Here is a 19,759-nt window from a genome sequence, read left to right as displayed (position 1 = left end):
TTAAGTCTCTCATCAAAACTTAGAACTGCGACGTTCAAGACGTGCGACATCACGGAAAACTCCATCCATTTTTCCGAGTTTCTCATGGATACAAAGCGTTTTAAAACCAAAAGCATGATGCAATGCAAGGCTACCTTCATTTTCCGGAAAAATAAGGGATTGTAACGTCCAAAATCCAGCTTTTTCGCTTACTTGGATCAGCTCTTCCATCAAAAATTTACCAACTCCACATCCGCGTGCAGCTTCTGCTACATAAAGACTGAGTTCAGCCACCCCGCAGTAACTTTCCATAGCAGAAACCGGGAGAAGCGCAGCCCATCCGACTACTTCCCTTTTTCGTTCGTCAAATGCTACAAGTCGACAAGCTTCTAAATATTTGGAATCAAAACTTTTAAAATCAAGTGCGTTTTTTTGGAAACTTGCATTGCGAGTATCAATACCTTGCTGATAGATTTTTTGAACTTGCTCATAGTTTTGTTTATTAATTTCCCCAAGCTTGATATTTTTCTTATTCACATTGATTCAACCCTCTCCGGTGTTTTTTTAAAATTCGAAAAACATGATAAGTACCAAGGACTTTGGTTTCGCCACCAAGTAAATTAATTTCTGAAAGAGCATTTTTCACGAGCTCTGTTTTTTCGGAAGAATAAAGATCGATCAAAAAGAAATATTCTCCAAGTGATGTTTTTAGTGGACGGGATTCAATTTTACTCAAGTCAATATTTCGCCAAGCAAAAGCAGAAAGCACTTTATGTAAGGCACCTGGAAGGTTATTCGGTAAAATTACACTAATCGAAGTTTTTTCCTCTTCAGCAGGAAGCGCGAGTTTGGGTTTCTTCCGACTTAAGACAGCAAATCTCGTTTGATTCAGCTCAATATCTTGTGCATTAGCTTGGACGGTTTTAAGACCGTATTGAGCCGCCGCTAGGTCAGGTGCAATTGCTGCTGCAAGTTCATCTGGATGCTCTTTGACCCATTTTGCAGCGTATGCAGTTGAAGGGGTTGCAATTTGTTCCACGCCATACAAATGTTCATGAAGAAACTTCGCGCACTGAGCAAGCCCCTGCGGATGACTAAGAACTTTTTGAACTGACTTCCATACCGCTTCATTTTGGGGATGAACCATTACATGCTGTGCGATTGGAAGAACAATCTCTGCTTGAATCGGAACATCCGCAAAATGGAATAAGTAATCAAGCGTTGTATTGACACCGCCTTCAATTGTATTTTCGATCGGTACAACAGCAGCGTCTACTTCCCCTCTTTGGATTGCCATAATAGCGTCTGGAATCGTTCCAAGAGGCACGAGATTTTCATCTGGGAAAGCATATTGGGCTGCGCTATGAGTAAAAGAAGCCACTGGCCCCAAGTAAGCAATATCCATTTTTACACCAAGCTCCTTTTAAATGAAAAAAGGGGTCAGGAAATTTCCTCAAAACACATGAAAAAATTTCCAGTCCCCCTCCTATTATTCTTGAAATTCAAATTCAAAATCAAGCAGACGGACGACATCGCCATCTTCTGCCCCACGTTTTCTAAGTGCTTCATCAACGCCCATTGCACGAAGTTGACGAGCGAAACGATTAATCGAAGCATCACGTTCGAAATTCGTCATCGCAAATAAACGTTCCACTTTGTCTCCGCTCAGCACAAAAGCACCGTCTGGATCACGAGTGATCTCAAATTCAGGTTCCTCTGCATGGAATTTATAAAGAACCGTATTTTGTTCTTCCTGCTCCAACACTTCCTCAAGGGGAAATTCAGGAGTTTCTTCTAGTTCATCAGCAATTTTAATTAACAACGGCTTTAAACCGCTTTGCGTTAATGCAGAAATAGGGTAAATCGCAATTTCTGGTCCAACCTTTTCAGAAAAAGCTTGAAGGGCTTCTTCTGCTTCTGGCATATCCATCTTATTTGCCACAATAATTTGTGGTCGTTCCATTAAACGAAGATTATAGGCTTCAAGCTCTTTATTAATAGTTAGATAATCCTCATAAGGATCTCTCCCTTCAGAGCCAGACATATCAATCACATGGACAATGACACGCGTCCGCTCAATGTGACGCAAGAACTGGTGCCCAAGTCCAACCCCTTGACTTGCTCCTTCAATCAGACCAGGCAAGTCTGCCATTACAAAGCTACGACCATCCCCAACGTCCACCATTCCGAGATTCGGAACAAGCGTTGTGAAGTGATAGGCTGCAATTTTAGGTCGCGCCGCGGAAACGATTGACAACAAGGTTGATTTACCAACACTTGGGAAACCCACAAGTCCGACATCAGCTAATACTTTTAATTCCAGTTGAACCGTACGTTCGACACCAGGTTCCCCGTTCTCAGAAAGCTCAGGAGCCGGGTTAGCGGGCGTTGCAAATCTTTTGTTACCACGACCCCCACGACCTCCTTTTGCGATGACAGCGCGTTGTCCATCTGCGACAAGATCAGCGATCACTTCCCCTGTTTCTAAGTCTTTAACAACAGTACCAGGTGGAACCATAACTACTAAGTCATTCGCACCTCGTCCGTGCATGCTTTTACTCATGCCGTTTTCCCCGTGCGGAGCTTTAAATTTCCGCTTATAACGAAAATCAATCAGCGTTCGTAAGCCCTCGTCAACTTCAAACACGACATCGGCTCCTTTTCCACCATCACCACCAGCTGGTCCACCATTTGGAACAAACTTTTCGCGACGAAATGCCACCATTCCATCGCCACCATTCCCAGCTTTTACATCTATTTTCACTCGATCTACAAACATCTTTAATCTCCGTTCTATCAAAGTCTTACCTTTCATTATAACAATAAACCCTGATTCCGCAAGCGATTTTTCTCAAGAATTTTAAGACAGTTTTTCATAAATTGAATGGGGATTTCAAACTTTACTCTTCTTTTCTTTTCAAAAATAACAAAAAAGAAAAAACCAAAAAAGCGTCTTAGACGATAAAAAAGTCTAAAACGCTTTTTTGAGTTTTTTTTCTTTTATTCAAATGCTTGAGCTGCTTTAACCGCTTTATGCCAACCTTTATAAAGATTTTCACGTGTGTCGTTATCCATTTCTACATCGAATTGTTTATTTAACTTCCAGTTTTTAACAATTTCATTTTTATCTTCCCAAACTCCAACAGCAAGTCCAGCGAGATAAGCTGCTCCGAGAACAGTTGTTTCTAGATTTTCAGGGCGTTCAACTGGAACATTTAAAATGTCAGCTTGAAATTGCATCAAGAAGTCATTGGCAGAAGCACCACCATCAACACGAAGAGTTTTAAGCTCAATTTTGGAATCTTGTTCCATTGCATGAAGTACATCACGTGTTTGATATGCAAGAGACTCAAGCGTTGCCCGAATAAAGTGTTCTTTTTCGGTTCCGCGAGTGATACCAAAAACAGCCCCACGCACATCAGAATCCCAGTAAGGTGCTCCGAGCCCAACAAATGCTGGTACTACATAAACACCATCTGTTGACGCGATTTTTTCTGCATAGCCTTCTGAATCACTTGATTTGCGAACCATACGTAACCCATCTCGTAGCCACTGAATAGCCGATCCGGCAACGAAAATACTTCCTTCAAGCGCATAGTTCACCTTGTCATCAATTCCCCACGCAAGCGTAGTTAACAGCCCGTTTTCAGAGCGAACGGCTTTTTCACCAGTATTCATAAGCAAGAAACAGCCGGTGCCATAAGTATTTTTTGCCATTCCACTTTCGAAACAGCCTTGACCAAATAATGCTGCTTGTTGGTCACCAGCGATTCCAGCAACAGGGACTTCTTCGCCAAAGAAGTGATATGGTGCTGTTGTTTCATAAATTTCAGAAGAAGGACGCACTTCGGGGAGCATCGCTTTTGGAACATTTAACATTTCGAGTAAATCATCATCCCATTTTAAATCATAGATGTTATAAAGCAAGGTACGAGAAGCGTTGGAATAATCGGTAATATGCGCTTTTCCACCTGTTAGTTTCCAAACAAGCCAGCTATCAATGGTTCCAAAAAGTAATTCTCCATTTTCTGCGCGTTTTTGCGCCCCCTCCACATGATCCAAAATCCAGCGAATTTTAGTTCCAGCGAAGTAAGGGTCAATTAACAAGCCAGTTTTTTCACGAATCATGTCTTCCTTACCAGCTTCACGCAACTTACGGCAAATTTCATCTGTTTGGCGTGATTGCCAAACTACAGCATTATAAATTGGCTTCCCTGTTTCTTTATCCCAAACAACTGTTGTTTCACGTTGATTTGTAATCCCGATCCCAGAGATTTGATTCGTTTCAATATTCGTTTTAATAAGTACACCGGAAATAACGGCTAAAATGGATGCCCAAATATCATTCGCATTGTGCTCGACCCAACCTGGATGCGGAAAAATTTGTTCAAATTCTTGTTGTTCAACCCCGATTACATCTCCGTCACCATCAATAATCATCGCACGCGAACTTGTTGTTCCTTGATCTAAGGCTAAGATATATTTTTTATCCATATTTACACTTCCTCCTTAAACAAAATCCTTTTTGTATCGCTTATGTTATACAAGTTGTTTTTTCTTATCAAGCATCATCGAAAGAATCAACACAAGAATGAAAAGCACGAGTACAAGCCAGAACCAGATTCCAAAATCTTGATTAACAATAGCATTGTATGTCAAAGCTCCAAGTCCGCCTCCGAGGAATGGTCCAATTACAGGTACCCAAGAATAGCTCCAATCAGAACCACCTTTTCCTGAAATAGGCCAAACAAAATGAGCGATCCGTGGTCCAAGATCCCGTGCAGGGTTGATCGCATAACCTGTTGTTCCACCAAGACTCATCCCAATAGCAATAATTAAGATCCCTACTGCAATCGGATTTAATCCCTCTGAAAATTTATTAGCACCGAAAGCTATCAAACCAAATACTAAAACAAAGGTTCCAAGGGCTTCTCCAAAAACGTTCGACGTATAATGACGAATGGCTGGAGCAGTCGAGAAAACGCCAAGTTTTGCCGCTTTATCTTCTGTCACTTTCCAGTGTGGATAGTAATGGAGCCATACAAGCGTCGCTCCGATAAAGGCTCCGATAAACTGAGCAATAATATAAGGCAATACGTAACTCCAAGGAAATGTTCCAGCTAATGCCATACCAAGCGTAACCGCTGGATTAAGATGGGCCATACTCATGAAACCGGAAACATAAATACCCATTGTAACAGCAAATCCCCAAGCAAAAGCGACAAGAACCCATCCCGTGTTTTCCGCTTTTGAAGATTTTAAAGAAACTCCGGCAACAACACCGCCACCTAAAAGAACTAAAACGGCCGTGCCAATTACTTCACCCAAAAATTGAATCCCCAAACTTGTATCAATCATGGACCAACAACTCCTTTTGATTTTTGTATGAACGTTCCTTTCATTATTCCTCAAATTGAGGAACGTCAAACTTTTTTATTCAAAAAAAGAATGACGAACAAAACGAAGGCGCAAATTCCCCTTGCTGCCGTTTTGGTCGTCATCTCTTCTCCTGACAAATTCATTAACTTGATTTCATTAAAACACAATAAGTAAACGCTGTCAATGAAATAGTATGCAATTTTTTCACAAATTGAATGTCACTAATCCATTAAATTTCAAGGGGCTAGCATTTTCAAGTTATTTTTTTCACAAAAAAAAAGCCGAGACCCAAAAGGTCCCAGCTTTAACTTATGCTTCTTGAGCTTCAGGATAAACGCTAACTTTTTTTCTTGTCGCGTCCCATGCGTTCAAAACGAACAACGCCATCAACTTTAGCGAAAAGCGTATCATCGCCGCCGCGTCCAACGTTAGTTCCTGGATAGATCTTCGTTCCGCGTTGACGATAAAGGATAGAACCACCAGTTACGAACTGACCGTCAGCACGTTTTGCACCTAGACGTTTTGATTCTGAATCACGACCATTGGAAGTGGAACCACCGCCTTTTTTGTGGGCAAAATGTTGAATATCAAATTTTAACATGACATACACCTCCTATTTGGAGTTAATTTTAATATGATCAGGATAGCTGTACGCTAGTGATCGTAATTGATTCACCATTCCCGTCAATAAAATTTGAACCGCCTCTTTTTTAATGAACTCAGCTGGAACCGAATAATGAAGATACCCTTCATCTTCTTCAACAACTGGATCGAATCCTTCTGCTTCTGAAATCGCATTTATCATTCCATAAGCAATAGAAGAAGCTCCCGCACATACAAGATCACTGCCTCTTTCGGCAAAATCGGCATGCCCGTCCATTGTAAAAGAAGTAATCAATTCATTTTTTTTATCAACATTCACGTAAATCATTGTTTCGTCCCTTCAAATTAAGCATTGATTGCATCAACTGTTAATTTTGTATAAGGTTGACGATGACCTTGTTTTTTGTGGTAGTTCTTTTTCGGTTTATATTTGAAAACCGTAAGTTTCTTGGCACGACCTTGTTTTTCAACTTTTGCAGTAACCGTTGCTCCTTCAACAAAAGGAGTTCCGACTTTTGCAGCATCGCCACCAACGAAAAGAACCTTATCAAAAGTAACCACATCGCCAACTTCACCAGCTAATTTCTCAACATAGATTTCTTGACCAGCTTCTACTTTGATTTGTTTCCCACCTGTTTCAATAATTGCGTACATACTTGCACCTCCTCATATACTAAGACTCGCCATCACAGGGGGCTCGGAAAATGAACACTTAACCCAGATCTGAGCGGTTGTAGCGTGGTGCGCTACAAACATAACATTAAAATCATAGCACACGCACTCCCCTCTGTCAATCACTCACACGCGTTTCTCTTAAGAAAAGATACGACGAATTTGATAAAATGGAACAGGTTCATCTGCAATTTCCCAGTCCACTTGTATATTGAACGCTGTTTCAAGCTCTAAAAATTGGTCTAAAACGGCTTCAGTCACGATGATGACCGCTTGTTCGACGTCTTTTAAAGCACTTAGCTCACGCTCTAGTTCATAAGCAACCGAAATGGCCGTCTTGACGTGCCCGGTTCCACCACAAGACGGACAAGTCTCCGTTACCTGTTCAAGAAGCGAAACTTCTTTTTTCTTCCGCGTAAGTTGCATTAGACCTGACTTTGAAAAGCCGGCAATTTGCGTAGTCATAAGTTCCTTTTGCACCAGTTTTTCCATTTCTGCTTCTATTTTTCCGTGTTGAGTTTCCGTCATTCCTCCGATAAAATCAATTACAATAAAACCACTAATTTGACGCAGACGCAACTGCCTTATAATTTCAGATAAAACGGACTGATTCACACGAAAAACCGTTTCTGGCTTATCAGAAGTCGCCGAAAAGTGTCCAGAATTTACGTCTATCACCCACATAGCCTCAGTTTTTTCAATAACAAGTGAAGCCCCACTATCCACATGTACGAATTCATTTAAACACTTCTCAAGCTCAGTTTCCACCCCGTAATCTGTAAATAGTGTCCGTGAGTTTGACTGTCTTGTTGCAAGCGCGAAAGCTCCGTCTGAAACGACTTCACTGATATCATAGTGCTGCTTAAAACGTTCGACTTGCCTTGTGAGTGCGTTTTTTTGATCTACTAAAAGACCAGGTTTTTTTTCTTTTTTCTACTCTGGAAACGGAGATCTGCGAGAAACTGCCTTTTTTCCTCCAGTTCAGCAAGGATCGACTCCGCCGAACTCGTTTCAGCTCGTGAGCGAAGAATCACAGCTTCCGCTTCTTCTAAGTGCGGCTTGATAGACTGAATAAGCTCTTTTTTTTCGTCCATCTGGAATACGCTTTGAAACAGAAAAATAGGACTTCCCGAAGATATAGACGAGCGTTTCACCAGAAATCTCGATCATCCCAGTAACGAGAGGCAATTTGGTTTTTGTGCCCATTCGCGTGACTTCAACTAAAAGCCGAGCGCCTTGATGACGCTCCGCTTCTTCTGGAATGTCATCCAAATGGAGAAACCCCTTTTCAGATCCAAGCGAGACAAAGCAAGCTTGGATTTTTCGATCAATTTTTTCAATTTGTGCTAAATAAATTTGACCTGGCTGCACCATTTCCGTAGGACGAAAAAGGTTAAAATCAATAACTTTTTTACCATCTAAAACTGCAATTCGTTTTTCTGTTGTACGTGTGTTGACAAGTATCTGCCGCATAACTAGCAAATCTCCTTTATAAAAAGCCTCCACAAAAGTGAAGGCTTTTTCTCTTAGTTTCTACTGAATAATTGTTTAAGGCGCTGGAAAAAGCCTTTCTTTGGTTGCTCGATCGACATTAATGGAATGGACTCGCCAAGTAATCTTCTGGCAATGTTCCGATATCCTTGTGACGCTCGACTATTTGGAAGCATCACAACGGGATTTCCATTATTGGATGAACGAATAACTTCATCGTCGTCAATAATGATCCCAAGAAGTTCAATGGAAAGGTGAGACGTGATTTCATCAATGTCCATCACATCTCCGTTTTGCATCATTTGTGTACGAATCCGGTTGATGACAAGCTTTGGAGGCTCAATTTCTTCTTGCTCTAGAAGACCAATAATCCGGTCCGCATCACGAACTGCAGAAATTTCCGGTGTCGTCACAACAATTGCTCGATCTGCCCCAGCAACCGCATTTTTATAACCTGTTTCAATCCCCGCCGGCGAATCAATTAAAATAAAGTCATAATCCGGTCTAAGATCACTGATTAATTCTTTCATTTGTTCAGCAGTAACCGCAGATTTATCCGTAGTTTGAGCTGCAGGAAGCAAGAATAATAAATCATCAAAACGTTTATCTTTTATTAATGCTTGATGAATTTTACATCTGCCTTCAACGACATCAACTAAATCATAAATAATTCGGTTTTCAAGCCCAAGCACAACATCAAGATTACGGAGGCCGATATCCATATCTACTAAGCAAACTTTTTTGCCTTGGAGTGCAAGAGCAGTTCCAAGATTAGCAGTCGAAGTGGTTTTTCCAACTCCGCCTTTTCCAGAAGTGATAACGATTGCTTCACCCATCTTTTATCGTCCTCCTTCAAAATTTGTAATTTCAGGTCTGATTTTCCTGATTGTATGTACATCGTCAACAACTAACTTGTTTTCATCATTAATATAAGCAGAAAAAAGTTCAGTATCCTCAATGTTTTTGTAATCTTCACTATCAAAACCAAATGACTGATCTGCGATTCGTATTTGTGAAGGATACAGGAATTTTCCAGCAACAACAGCTTTTTCATCGCCTTCAAAACCGGCGTGAACAATTCCCTTAATGGAACCAAGCACAAAAATATTACCGCTCGATCGAATTTGTCCACCAGGGTTAATATCTCCAATCAAAAGAAGATCTCCTGAAACTTGAATAACCTGCCCAGAACGAACAATCGTTGCAAGCGAGAAGATTTGATCCTGTTCTTTCCATTTTTTAGCATCTTCTTTTGTCATCACATCACTATAAAAAGCGTTGATCTCCATTTGACTTTGCTCTTTAATAATACTTTCAATCCTATTTTCTTCTTCTTCTGAAAACAGTCGGTTTCCAATTTGGACCTGAACCGGAAGTTTTTCTCCTGAATAAGGTGCAGCTTTTTGATCTTTCAAAAGTGCGAGGAGTTCAGTTTCAAGTTCTTCAATACTTGCAGTATCTTTCAATACAATTTGAATACCATTCTTTGTTCCTTTAATTTGCACGTTTTTCTTCATCCAGTTTTCACCTCATCACCGCGCTTAAAGTAGAATATTTCATATATCAGCGCCATTTTTTATTATACCAGAAAAAAATCGCTTTATATAGAAAAAACAGCCCGATCGCTTTAAACAGCCTAAAACTACCAGCTGCTCGATAAAATCTAAGCGATTCAAGCTGTTTTTTACAAGCGATCTTCCGACTTTTTCAATTTTACAAGGAAATGTCGAAATGGGAAAAAGACAACTAAGTAAAAAGCAAAGTTCAAAAGAATTGTTGTCCAAAGTCGCTTATCAATAAATGTCGCAACATCCATTGAAGTCGAATCAATCAGTACGTAAAAAGCGTAAACAAGTGATTCGGTTAAAATAATGTTGAACACAGTAATTAAACCAACTAATACCATGCTATTTTGCAATACTTTTAGAAGTTTATCTGTGATATATACGATACACGGAAATAGCGCGAAATAAATGCCCATAATACCTGTATAATAAATATCAAAAGTTAGTCCAAAAATAAAAGCGTAAATAAGCGTTGTATTCCTACGATAAAAAGCAGTCATCAAAATAAGTAAAACAAGTATAAAATGAGGGATGAACATTCTACTCTCGCCAAAAAGTGGCTTTGCAAATATTAAGCTGATAACGCCCTCTAGAATGAAAGTTAAAATCATGATTAGAGGAAGCCAAATGGTTTTCTTTACATTCATGATTAATTTCCTCCAGTCGAAGAGGACGTATCCGTTTCACCAGTATCATTCGAAGTGGATGAAGTTTCAGCCGTACGTTGTAAAATGATAATATGATTCATATCGTACATATCAGCGCCAGTTTTGATGTAAGCAGTTTGTGAAAGCCCCATTTTGTCTGTTTCAACTTTTTCGATAGTACCGACAAATATACCTGCAGGGAATTTCCCACCTAAACCAGAAGTAACAATTTTTTGTCCTTTTGAAAATTTCATATCATAAGGAAGTTGTTTTAATTCCAGCAAATTGGTATCACCGTCGTAACCATTAATAATTCCATAAGCATTTTTGCTTCCTTGAACCATAGCAGAAACTCGGTTTCTTGTATCATTGGAAGTTAAGAGCTCAACAGTTGATGACTTGGCTCCAGTACTTGTAATGCGGCCAATTAAACCTCCAGCCGTAATCACTGCCATATCAGGTTTTACACCATCACGTGATCCTTTATCGATTTCAACTTGTTCATTCCAATTAGATGGATTCCTAGAAATGACCATGGCATTGATTGGATCATAATCACGAATGCTGTCTTTGATATTTAGTGAATCTTTTAGATCTTTATTCTCTTTTTTTAGGTCAGCAACTTCACTTTCAAGTTGCGCTACCCCGTCTAAGCGTTTTTTTTAATTTTGCATTTTCCGTATACGTATTTTTGAGGTCTTTAGCTCCATCTACCAGACTAGACACGTAGGTTACTGGTTTTGAAACAATATTTTCACCAAACCCTACAACGTCTTTTACAAATTGCTCTGGCCACGATGCATTTTCTCTGTCACGAAGTGAAAATCCGACTAGCGCAACAAGAACAATGATTGAAATGAGCAAGACAATCAAACGTTTATTTAGGAAAAACTGTGGCATGCGAACACCTCATCTCGTTCATCCTCTTTTTTCGATTAGCAGCTAACGATCTCCAGTTTGTCTCAACTAAACGAGTGCCCATTTTAGTTCATTTTTTTTCTTTTTATAAAGATCCATGTTTTCAAGCGACTTACCAGTACCAATAGCCACACAATCAAGCGGTTCATCAGCAATGATTACAGGCATCTTTGTTTCTTCAGAAATGACAGAGTCCAAATTTCTAAGAAGTGCTCCGCCGCCAGTAAGTACAATTCCTTTGTCCATGATATCAGCAGATAATTCAGGAGGTGTATTTTCTAATGTGCTCTTTACAGCATCTATAATAGCAGCAATAGTATCTGAAAGTGCAGCACTAACCTCTTGAGGTGTAACTTCGATCGTTTTTGGTAGTCCCGTTACAAGGTCACGTCCGCGAATCCCAAATGGTGTAAGATCAAGATTAGCTGGATCAGCTGATCCAATTTCCATTTTGATCATTTCAGCAGTACGATCTCCAACAAGAAGATTATATTTTTTGCGGATATAGTTAATGATTGCATCATCCATATCATCACCAGCTGTACGAACCGAACGGCTAGTTACGATGCCTCCTAAAGAAATAACCGCAACTTCTGTTGTTCCGCCACCGATATCAACAACCATACTTCCAGTTGGATCCCATACTGGAAGACCAGCACCAATTGCCGCCGCAAATGGCTCTTCAATCGTGTAAGCTTCTTTTGCTCCTGCTTGGCGAGTTGCATCTGTGACAGCACGTTTTTCTACTCCCGTAATTCCAGAGGGAACACAGATCATAACACGAGGTTTACTCGCTCCAAGCCCTTTGCTCGCTTTTTGAATATAGTATTTCATCATTGCAGCTGTTGTATCATAGTCAGCAATTACCCCATCTTTCATGGGACGAATGGCAATGATATTTCCAGGGGTACGACCAATCATGTTTTTTGCTTCGCTACCGACCGCAACGATTTCTTGGGTATCTTTTTTCATAGCAACGACAGAAGGTTCGCGCAATACAATGCTCTTCCCTTTCATGTATACAAGCGTATTTGCCGTTCCAAGATCAATGCCAATATCTTTGTTACCAAATCCAAACATCTGTATTCTCCTTTTCATTAAATTAACATTATATGAGTAAATTTGAGCTGACACGATTCTTTGCTCTCGTAAATTGCAAGCTAATCAAGGTTTGTGTCGCATTTTCTCTATACACATATACAACCATTACATTATAACATAACTGTTTAAATTAAGGCATTATTTTTAATGAAAAGAAACAAATTTAATGATTTCTTTAGAAATAGCGCTGTTCCTTTAAACTCAGATACTTATCTTTAGCAATAATAATATGATCAAGCAGTTCAATACCAACAATTTCACCTGACTCTTGTATTCTTTTAGTCGCTGAAATATCTTCTTTTGACGGTGTCGGGTCACCAGATGGATGATTGTGAAAACAAAGAACAGATGCGGCAGAAACTTTTAGTGCTGTTCGAAAAATTTCACGAGGATGGACAACACTCATGTTTAAACTCCCAATAAAAAGTGTTTCCCGATGGAGTAAATGATTTTTGGTGTTTAAAAACAAACAATGAAAATGTTCTTGATGTAAAAAACGTAATTCTGGCATCACAAGAAGTGCTGCTTGTTCAGGAGTTCGAATTGTGAGACGTTCTTTTCCTTGCTGCTCTTTATGAACTCGTCTCCCAAGTTCAATAGCTGCAGCAAGCTTGCAAGCTTTTGCTGGTCCAATTCCTTTTATTTTTTGAAACTCGGTTACACTAGCTTGCTGAATTTCTGAAGTCCCACGAAAACGCATTATAAAACGTTTAGCTAATAACTGTACCGATTCTGTTTTTGTCCCTGTTTCCAGTAAAACTGCGACAAGTTCATCAAGTGACAAGCAATTTACTCCCTCTAGGGCAAGTTTTTCACGTGGTTGATTTAATTTTGAATTCAACGGCAACTTTAAACGCCTCCTAGTGTGAAATTAGATAGAATAAAAATCCAGTAAAAAGAAATGGAACGAACGGAATCTTTGTCTTCCAAGGAATTTTCCTAAAAAGAACTGTCAGTCCAAAAAAAAGATTTGCACAAGCCAGCGCAAGAAAGAAAATCCAGTAGCTTTCTTTAAAACCAAGAGCCGTTCCTAAAGTGATTAGTAATTTGGTATCTCCCATTCCAAACCCCTTTCGGAAAATAAAATAGAGAATGCCATAAAAACAGAAACTTATTAAGAATTGCCATAAAATATCACTAAACGGAACACTTTCCTTAAATTGGATTAGTAGAATAATCCCTAAGAAAACGAGCACTGCGGAGTCAGGAATATGTAAATAAGCGAGATCGGTTAATAAAAAGAAGAAAAGAAAAACAAAACAAGTGAGTGGAAGTATTGGATGGGAAGCGCTTTTTTTCAGATAAACAAGGAATGTAAAAAGAATGGGGAAAGTGAGTTCAGTAATAAAATAGGAATAAGAAAGTCTTTTGCTACAACACCAAGTTTTACCACGCAAAGCTATAAATGAAAGTAGCGGAATCATTTCAAAAAATGAAAGACGCCGTTTGCAAAAGTCACACTGGGAGAAGCGAAACATAAAAGGTTGCTTAAGAGGCAAATGAGTAGCTGCAACTTGAATGAATGAAGCCAAAATCGCAGAAAAAATAAAGATGTTTAAATAAAACATAGGTGGAACCGCTCCTCTTTAGATGAATATGGCTTATTATAGCAAGGCATTTTTTTATTGTCATTTTCTAAAAAAAGCATTTTAAGGATGTTATTTTCACTGAAAATAGAGCTTTCTCCTTAAAAAAATCAATGTTTATAAAGGTAATATGGCTCGAAAATGCGATTATAAAAAACAAGCACCTTAAACGGTACTTGTTTTTTCAAGAAGATATTTTCTTACTTCTGATATAAAATATAACGATCCCGTAATAAATAATGGAGTTTCTTGTAACTCAGGTGAAATCTGTTCAAGGAACACTTTCCAATCCAAGACGGGGGCTAGATTGTGCTTTTCAGCCACTTTAAGAACATCTTTTTTTGCCATGGCACGAGGAAAATCAAATGTTGTAAGGTAAAACTCAACATTATCCACATTTGTTTGTATTTCTTGAATCATCTCATCGTAATTTTTATCAAGTAAAGCACTAAAAAGCAGAACAATTTTTTTCTGAGTTCGTTTGTTGAAGCGTTTGAATCAGTGCACGAATTCCTTCAGGATTATGTGCACCATCAAGAATAATCGCTGGGTTTTGGGCTATTTTTTCGAGTCTGCCAGGCCAAAAAGCATCAGCTAGTCCCCCTCGTAATCCTTCTTCTGATAAATGAATCCACTTTTCCGCTTCAAGCAAACGGAGTGAACAAATTGCGACAGAAGCATTTTGGATTTGATGATCACCAGCAAGGCCTATCTGTAAGGCTTTAAGTTCACCAAAATCATCTCGATAGTTCAAAAGCTTGTCCTCTACCTTATCTGCTACAAAATCTTTTTTGTACAAATAAAAAGGTGCGTTTCGAGAAATAGCTAGTTCTTCTAATGTTTCGATGACAGAATCTTGTAGTACACCTGCAACGACTGGAATAGAAGGCTTAATGATGCCACCTTTTTCAAAGGCAATCTCTTCGATCGTGTCGCCGAGGAATTCCATATGATCGAGTCCGATTGTTGTGATGATGGAAAGAATCGGTGTTAAAACATTTGTCGAATCGAGTCGGCCACCAAGCCCCACTTCGATAATCCCAAAATCAATTTTTTCAAACTCTGCAAAATACAAAAACATCATGGCTGTAATAATTTCAAACTCAGAGGGTGGTCCGTATTCCCCAACTGCGATTTCTTCTGTAATAGGAGCAATTCGATTTGCAAGATGAATAAGATCGGCATCACTAATAGGAAGTGAATTGATGGCTATTCGTTCATTAAATGTCTCAATATAGGGAGATGTAAAAGTCCCCACACGATATCCTTCTTTTTGTAGGACCGAAGAAATAAAAGTTAAGGTAGACCCTTTTCCATTCGTTCCAGCAATATGGATAAACCGGTTCTTTTTCTCTGGATGATCTAACTTTTCAAGTAGTAGTTCCATTCGTGTGAGCCCCGGTTTGATACCTAAGCGTAGCGTTCCGTGAATCCAGTTTAAGGCTTCTTCGTAAGTGTTAAAATGCAAAACTTTGGCTCTCCCTTCTATGAAAGCGCGAAATAGTCCGGGCAAAATTGAGGAGCTATTTCGCGCTTAAAGTTAAGCGTTTTTGAGTGCTCTGATTCTTTCTTCGACAGACGCTTTTTTCTCAAGATAATCTTTTTCCTTTGCTCGTTCTTCTTGAACAACTTTTTCAGGGGCTTTAGAGACAAAACGTTCATTAGATAGTTTTCCCTGAACTCGTGCCACCTCTTTATTCCACTTATCAAGTTCTTTTGTTAAGCGCTCAATTTCCTCAGAGATATCAATTAGACCTTCAAGTGGTAAGAAAATTTCAGCCCCAGTAATAACAGCTGTCATTGTCGTATTTGAAGGTTCAATGTCAAACGAAATTTCGAGGGATTCTGGATTGCAGAAACGTTCAATATATGAAAGATTTTCTTCGATAATTCGTTTGTAGGCCTCATCTTTTGGTTTGATTTGAATGGCAACAGGCTTACTGAGCGGTGTATTCACCTCGGAACGAATATTTCGAACGGCCCGAATAATTTCGACAAGCGTCTTCATCGCAAGTGCAGCTTCACCTTGCATTTGTTCTTCTCGAACAACTGGCCACTTCGCAACGGTAATGGATTTGCCTTCATGCGGCAAATTTTGCCAGATTTCTTCTGTTACAAACGGCATGAAAGGGTGCAGTAAGCGCATGGTTTGATCAAGAACATAAGCAAGAACTGACCGTGTGGTTTGTTTGCTTTGTTCATCTTCCCCATATAGTGAGATTTTGGCAATTTCAATATACCAGTCACAAAATTCGTCCCAAATGAAATTATAAAGTGTTCTTCCTACTTCGCCAAATTCATATTTCTCAGAGAGCGCCGTTACTGTTTGAATGGTTTCATTCAGACGAGTCAAAATCCATTTATCACTAACTTCTGTTACGTGCGATAAATCAATTTCTTCATATTTCAGACCGTCCATATTAATCAAAGCAAACCGCGAAGCATTCCAAATCTTATTAATAAAATTCCAAGTTGCCTCTACCTTTTCAAAACTGAATTTCAAATCTTGCCCAGGTGCTGTACCCGTAGAAAGCGTGTAACGGAGCGAATCCGCGCCATATTTATCAATCACTTCAATCGGATCTACACCATTTCCAAGTGATTTCGACATTTTCCGTCCCTCAGCATCACGCACAAGTCCGTGAATCAAAGTATCTTTAAATGGACGTTCTCCCGTGAATTCAACGGATTGAAAAATCATTCGAGAAACCCAGAAATAAATAATGTCATAACCTGTTACAAGAGCACTGTTTGGGAAATAACGTTTAAAATCTGGGGCATCTTCATCTGGCCAGCCCATTGTTGAAAACGGCCAAAGTGCCGAACTGAACCAAGTATCAAGGACATCTTCATCTTGTGTCCACTCAGCTTCGTTTTCAGGTGGTGTTTCAGAAACATAAACTTCACCAGTTTCATTGTGATACCAAGCAGGGATTCTGTGTCCCCACCACAACTGCCGAGATACACACCAATCATGAATATTTTCCATCCACGTCGCGTAGGTTTTTTCAAAACGACTAGGCACAAAATTTACTTTTGTCTCCTCTGATGTTTGAATATCAAGAGCAGCTTTTGCCAAAGGTTGCATTTTGACGAACCATTGTAAAGATAAATAAGGCTCTACGACTGCATCTGTTCTCTCTGAATGTCCCACTGAATGAAGATGAGGTTCTTGTTTTATAAAGAGCCCTAACTCCTTAAAGTCTTCTATGATAGCTTTTCTTGCTTCAAATCGGTCCATCCCTTGATATTTCCCAGCATTTTCGTTCATAGTTGCATCTTCATTCATGACGATAATGCGTGGTAAATCATGTCTGTTACCAACTTCAAAATCATTTGGATCGTGTGCTGGTGTAATCTTAACCGCCCCAGAACCAAATTCGCGATCAACATAATCATCTGCCACAATTGGAATTTCTCGGTCCATGATTGGAAGAAGAATCGTTTTTCCAATCAAATGTTGATACCTTTCATCTTTTGGATGCACGGCAACTGCTGTATCACCAGGGATTGTTTCAGGGCGAGTTGTCGCAATTTCAAGGAAACCACTCCCATCGGCAAGTGGATACTTCAGATGGTAAAAATGCCCTTCAATTTCCTTATGGATGACTTCAATATCCGAAAGTGCTGTTTTGGCAACTGGATCCCAGTTGATGATGTATTCGCCGCGGTATATCAAGCCTTTTTCATAAAGTGAAACAAACACTTTTTTTACAGCATCCGATAAACCTTCATCTAATGTAAAGCGTTCACGTGAGTAATCAAGTCCAAGCCCAAGCTTTTCCCACTGTTCTCGGATGAATCCTGCATACTCTTCTTTCCATTCCCAAGCCTTTTCAAGGAATTTAGCACGCCCTAATTCATGACGTGAAACGCCTTGTTCTTTTAGTTTAGCTTCTACTTTCGCTTGGGTTGCAATCCCAGCATGATCCATTCCAGGCAAATAAAGTGTATCGAAGCCTTGCATTCGTTTGATTCTTGTTATAATGTCTTGAAGTGTTGTATCCCAAGCATGTCCAAGGTGGAGCTTTCCGGTTACGTTTGGAGGGGGAATGACAACGCTGTAAGCTTGTTTCGAATCATCACGAGAAGCTTTGAAGAAATCATTTTCTACCCACCAGCGATATCTCCCACTTTCAACATTACTCGGTTCATATTTTGTTGGCATTTCTGTGTTATCAAATTCCTTCATTCTATTTCCTCCCATCAAATTTTGCCTTTAAAAGTAAACAAAAAAACTCTTTCCATCCGAAAAGGACGAAAAGAGTTTAGATTCGCGGTACCACCTTTTTACCGAAAAAATTCGGCACTCATTCTAGTAACGATGCGATTTAGCACCGGTTTTTCCTACTTTAAGGTTCAGAAAAACAGCTCCAAGGCTACCTTCTATGAATTTTCTTTGAAAGTTTGCAGCAACCACTTTCTCTCTAGGAAAGAAAAATTCATATACTCTTCCTCTTCTTCGCTTTTTAGTATTATTATGCTCTTAGTCTATCAAAATTAAGCTCACTCGTCAATTAAGGAATCAGCTTTTCAAGCGTTTAAAAGTAGTTTCAAATGCCTCAAGCGTACGGTCAATTTCTTTTTCTCCGTGCATGGTTGAAATAAAGATTCCTTCGAACTGTGAAGGTGGAAGAAAAATTCCTTGGTCAAGCATTTCCTTGTAATAGCGGCTAAAGAAATCAAGGTCACTACTTTTGGCTGTTTCAAAATTAATCACTTTTTGATCCGTGAAGAAAAATCCAAACATGGAGCCAGCTTGATTAATTGCTATTGGCACTTCATATCTTGCCGCAATTTCTTTGAGGTTTTCTTCCATTCGTTTAATAAGCGCACGGAATTTACCGTAATCATGTGGTGTCAATTGTTTGATTGTTTCATAACCAGCTGTCATTGCAAGAGGGTTTCCAGAAAGCGTACCAGCTTGATATACGGTTCCAGCTGGTGCGACGTGTTCCATAATTTCTTTTTTACCACCATAAGCTCCAACTGGGAGTCCACCACCAATAACTTTTCCTAGACAAGTTAAATCAGGAGTTACGACATAATATCCTTGGGCGGAGTAGAAGTCGACACGAAACCCGGTCATCACTTCATCAAAAATGAGCAAGCTACCAAATTTAGTTGTGAGCTTTCTCAGCCCTTCTAAAAATCCAGCGATTGGCGGAACAACTCCCATGTTTCCTGCAACGGGCTCGACAATCACACAAGCAATTTCTTCTCCAAAATGTTCAAAAGCAAGCTTGGCACTTTCTAAGTCGTTATAAGGAACCGTGATTGTATCTTTCGCTAAATCCGGCGGCACACCTGGGGAATCCGGTAAGCCTAGTGTGGCAACTCCGGATCCTGCTTTAATCAAAAGAGAATCTCCGTGACCGTGATAGCTTCCTTCGAATTTCAAGATTTTATTGCGTTTCGTGTAACCGCGTGCAAGTCGAATGGCGCTCATAGTTGCTTCAGTTCCCGAGGAAACCATCCGTACAATTTCAATAGAAGGCACACGTTCAATAACAAGTTTAGCTAGCTCATTTTCAATTTCCGTTGGTGTTCCAAAACTCGTTCCTTTTCGAACCGCTTGAGTCAGTTTTTCAACTACTAGCGGGTTGGCATGTCCAAGAATAAGTGGTCCCCAAGATAAAACATAGTCGATATAACGGTTTCCATCAATATCTTTAATATAGGCTCCATTTCCTTCTTCCATAAAAACGGGATCAGCCGCAACGGATTTAAAAGCTCGAACCGGACTATTTACCCCACCTGGCATTAATTTTAAGGCCTCATCGAATGCCTTTTTAGATGCTGAATGTTTCATGGTTTT

The 19,759-nt window shown here is 39.6% G+C and carries 17 protein-coding genes, 3 pseudogenes and 2 other annotated features; all 20 genes and pseudogenes read right to left on the bottom strand.

Features of this window, described 5'->3' with window-relative positions; translation table 11 throughout:
* Nucleotides 1–12: 12 nt before the first annotated feature.
* The 20 genes and pseudogenes from MAQA_RS10205 to hemL all read right to left on the bottom strand — a co-directional run bounded on the left by MAQA_RS10205 (nt 13) and on the right by hemL (nt 19,753).
* Nucleotides 13–486 (bottom strand): GNAT family N-acetyltransferase, encoded by a 474-nt coding sequence (locus MAQA_RS10205; protein WP_036073757.1) that lies wholly within the window; start codon nt 484–486, stop codon nt 13–15.
* Between the two features lie 22 nt (nt 487–508).
* Nucleotides 509–1,384, bottom strand: a complete 876-nt coding sequence (gene pheA, locus MAQA_RS10200) for a prephenate dehydratase (RefSeq protein WP_036073610.1) — start codon at nt 1,382–1,384, stop codon at nt 509–511.
* 84 nt (nt 1,385–1,468) lie between these two features.
* On the bottom strand, nt 1,469–2,758 hold the full coding sequence (gene obgE, locus MAQA_RS10195; RefSeq protein WP_036073608.1) for a GTPase ObgE: 1,290 nt from the start codon (nt 2,756–2,758) through the stop codon (nt 1,469–1,471).
* 221 nt (nt 2,759–2,979) lie between these two features.
* On the bottom strand, nt 2,980–4,473 hold the full coding sequence (gene glpK / locus MAQA_RS10190; RefSeq protein WP_036073604.1) for a glycerol kinase GlpK: 1,494 nt from the start codon (nt 4,471–4,473) through the stop codon (nt 2,980–2,982).
* Nucleotides 4,474–4,518: 45 nt separating this feature from the next.
* Complete coding sequence (locus tag MAQA_RS10185; protein ID WP_036073602.1) at nt 4,519–5,337, bottom strand: MIP/aquaporin family protein; 819 nt, start codon at nt 5,335–5,337, stop codon at nt 4,519–4,521.
* Nucleotides 5,338–5,667: 330 nt separating this feature from the next.
* A pseudogene (gene rpmA / locus MAQA_RS10180) lies at nt 5,668–5,959 on the bottom strand (50S ribosomal protein L27).
* A gap of 12 nt (nt 5,960–5,971) precedes the next feature.
* A complete protein-coding gene (locus MAQA_RS10175) occupies nt 5,972–6,289 on the bottom strand; it encodes a ribosomal-processing cysteine protease Prp (protein WP_036073599.1) in 318 nt (105 codons plus the stop codon).
* 17 nt (nt 6,290–6,306) lie between these two features.
* Nucleotides 6,307–6,615 (bottom strand): 50S ribosomal protein L21, encoded by a 309-nt coding sequence (gene rplU / locus MAQA_RS10170; protein WP_036073597.1) that lies wholly within the window; start codon nt 6,613–6,615, stop codon nt 6,307–6,309.
* Between the two features lie 12 nt (nt 6,616–6,627).
* Nucleotides 6,628–6,704, bottom strand: a sequence feature (ribosomal protein L21 leader region).
* A 70-nt stretch (nt 6,705–6,774) separates the two neighbouring features.
* Nucleotides 6,775–7,482 (bottom strand): ribonuclease E/G, encoded by a 708-nt coding sequence (locus tag MAQA_RS13830; protein ID WP_077913602.1) that lies wholly within the window; start codon nt 7,480–7,482, stop codon nt 6,775–6,777.
* A 162-nt stretch (nt 7,483–7,644) separates the two neighbouring features.
* Nucleotides 7,645–8,106 carry a ribonuclease E/G family protein gene (locus tag MAQA_RS13825; protein WP_052008569.1) on the bottom strand — a complete coding sequence of 154 codons (462 nt, stop codon included), beginning with the start codon at nt 8,104–8,106 and terminating at the stop codon, nt 7,645–7,647.
* A gap of 53 nt (nt 8,107–8,159) precedes the next feature.
* Nucleotides 8,160–8,960 carry a septum site-determining protein MinD gene (minD, locus tag MAQA_RS10160; RefSeq protein WP_036073594.1) on the bottom strand — a complete coding sequence of 267 codons (801 nt, stop codon included), beginning with the start codon at nt 8,958–8,960 and terminating at the stop codon, nt 8,160–8,162.
* A 3-nt stretch (nt 8,961–8,963) separates the two neighbouring features.
* The gene (gene minC / locus MAQA_RS10155) at nt 8,964–9,641 is read right to left on the bottom strand and encodes a septum site-determining protein MinC (RefSeq protein ID WP_036073591.1); all 678 of its coding nucleotides are present in this window, start codon (nt 9,639–9,641) and stop codon (nt 8,964–8,966) included.
* Nucleotides 9,642–9,808: 167 nt separating this feature from the next.
* The gene (gene mreD, locus MAQA_RS10150; RefSeq protein WP_036073590.1) at nt 9,809–10,336 is read right to left on the bottom strand and encodes a rod shape-determining protein MreD; all 528 of its coding nucleotides are present in this window, start codon (nt 10,334–10,336) and stop codon (nt 9,809–9,811) included.
* 2 nt (nt 10,337–10,338) lie between these two features.
* Nucleotides 10,339–11,236 (bottom strand): annotated as a pseudogene (gene mreC / locus MAQA_RS10145) (rod shape-determining protein MreC).
* Between the two features lie 66 nt (nt 11,237–11,302).
* Nucleotides 11,303–12,334 carry a rod shape-determining protein gene (locus tag MAQA_RS10140; RefSeq protein WP_036073588.1) on the bottom strand — a complete coding sequence of 344 codons (1,032 nt, stop codon included), beginning with the start codon at nt 12,332–12,334 and terminating at the stop codon, nt 11,303–11,305.
* 196 nt (nt 12,335–12,530) lie between these two features.
* Entirely contained in the window at nt 12,531–13,202 is a 672-nt protein-coding gene (gene radC, locus MAQA_RS10135) for a RadC family protein (protein ID WP_036073585.1), read from the bottom strand.
* Nucleotides 13,203–13,215: 13 nt separating this feature from the next.
* Nucleotides 13,216–13,923, bottom strand: coding sequence for a prepilin peptidase (locus tag MAQA_RS16655; protein WP_036073582.1), 708 nt, complete (start codon nt 13,921–13,923; stop codon nt 13,216–13,218).
* 183 nt (nt 13,924–14,106) lie between these two features.
* Nucleotides 14,107–15,409, bottom strand: a pseudogene (locus MAQA_RS10125) (bifunctional folylpolyglutamate synthase/dihydrofolate synthase).
* A 72-nt stretch (nt 15,410–15,481) separates the two neighbouring features.
* Complete coding sequence (locus MAQA_RS10120) at nt 15,482–18,133, bottom strand: valine--tRNA ligase (protein ID WP_036073580.1); 2,652 nt, start codon at nt 18,131–18,133, stop codon at nt 15,482–15,484.
* 58 nt (nt 18,134–18,191) lie between these two features.
* Nucleotides 18,192–18,413: a binding site (T-box leader), on the bottom strand.
* A gap of 53 nt (nt 18,414–18,466) precedes the next feature.
* Entirely contained in the window at nt 18,467–19,753 is a 1,287-nt protein-coding gene (gene hemL / locus MAQA_RS10115) for a glutamate-1-semialdehyde 2,1-aminomutase (RefSeq protein WP_036073577.1), read from the bottom strand.
* Nucleotides 19,754–19,759 lie beyond the last annotated feature (6 nt).

It is taken from the genome of Listeria aquatica FSL S10-1188, from assembly GCF_000525795.1.
Lineage (GTDB): Bacteria > Bacillota > Bacilli > Lactobacillales > Listeriaceae > Listeria > Listeria aquatica.
Note: the sequence above shows the minus strand (reverse complement) of the source record. Positions and strands in the feature narration are given on the sequence as shown.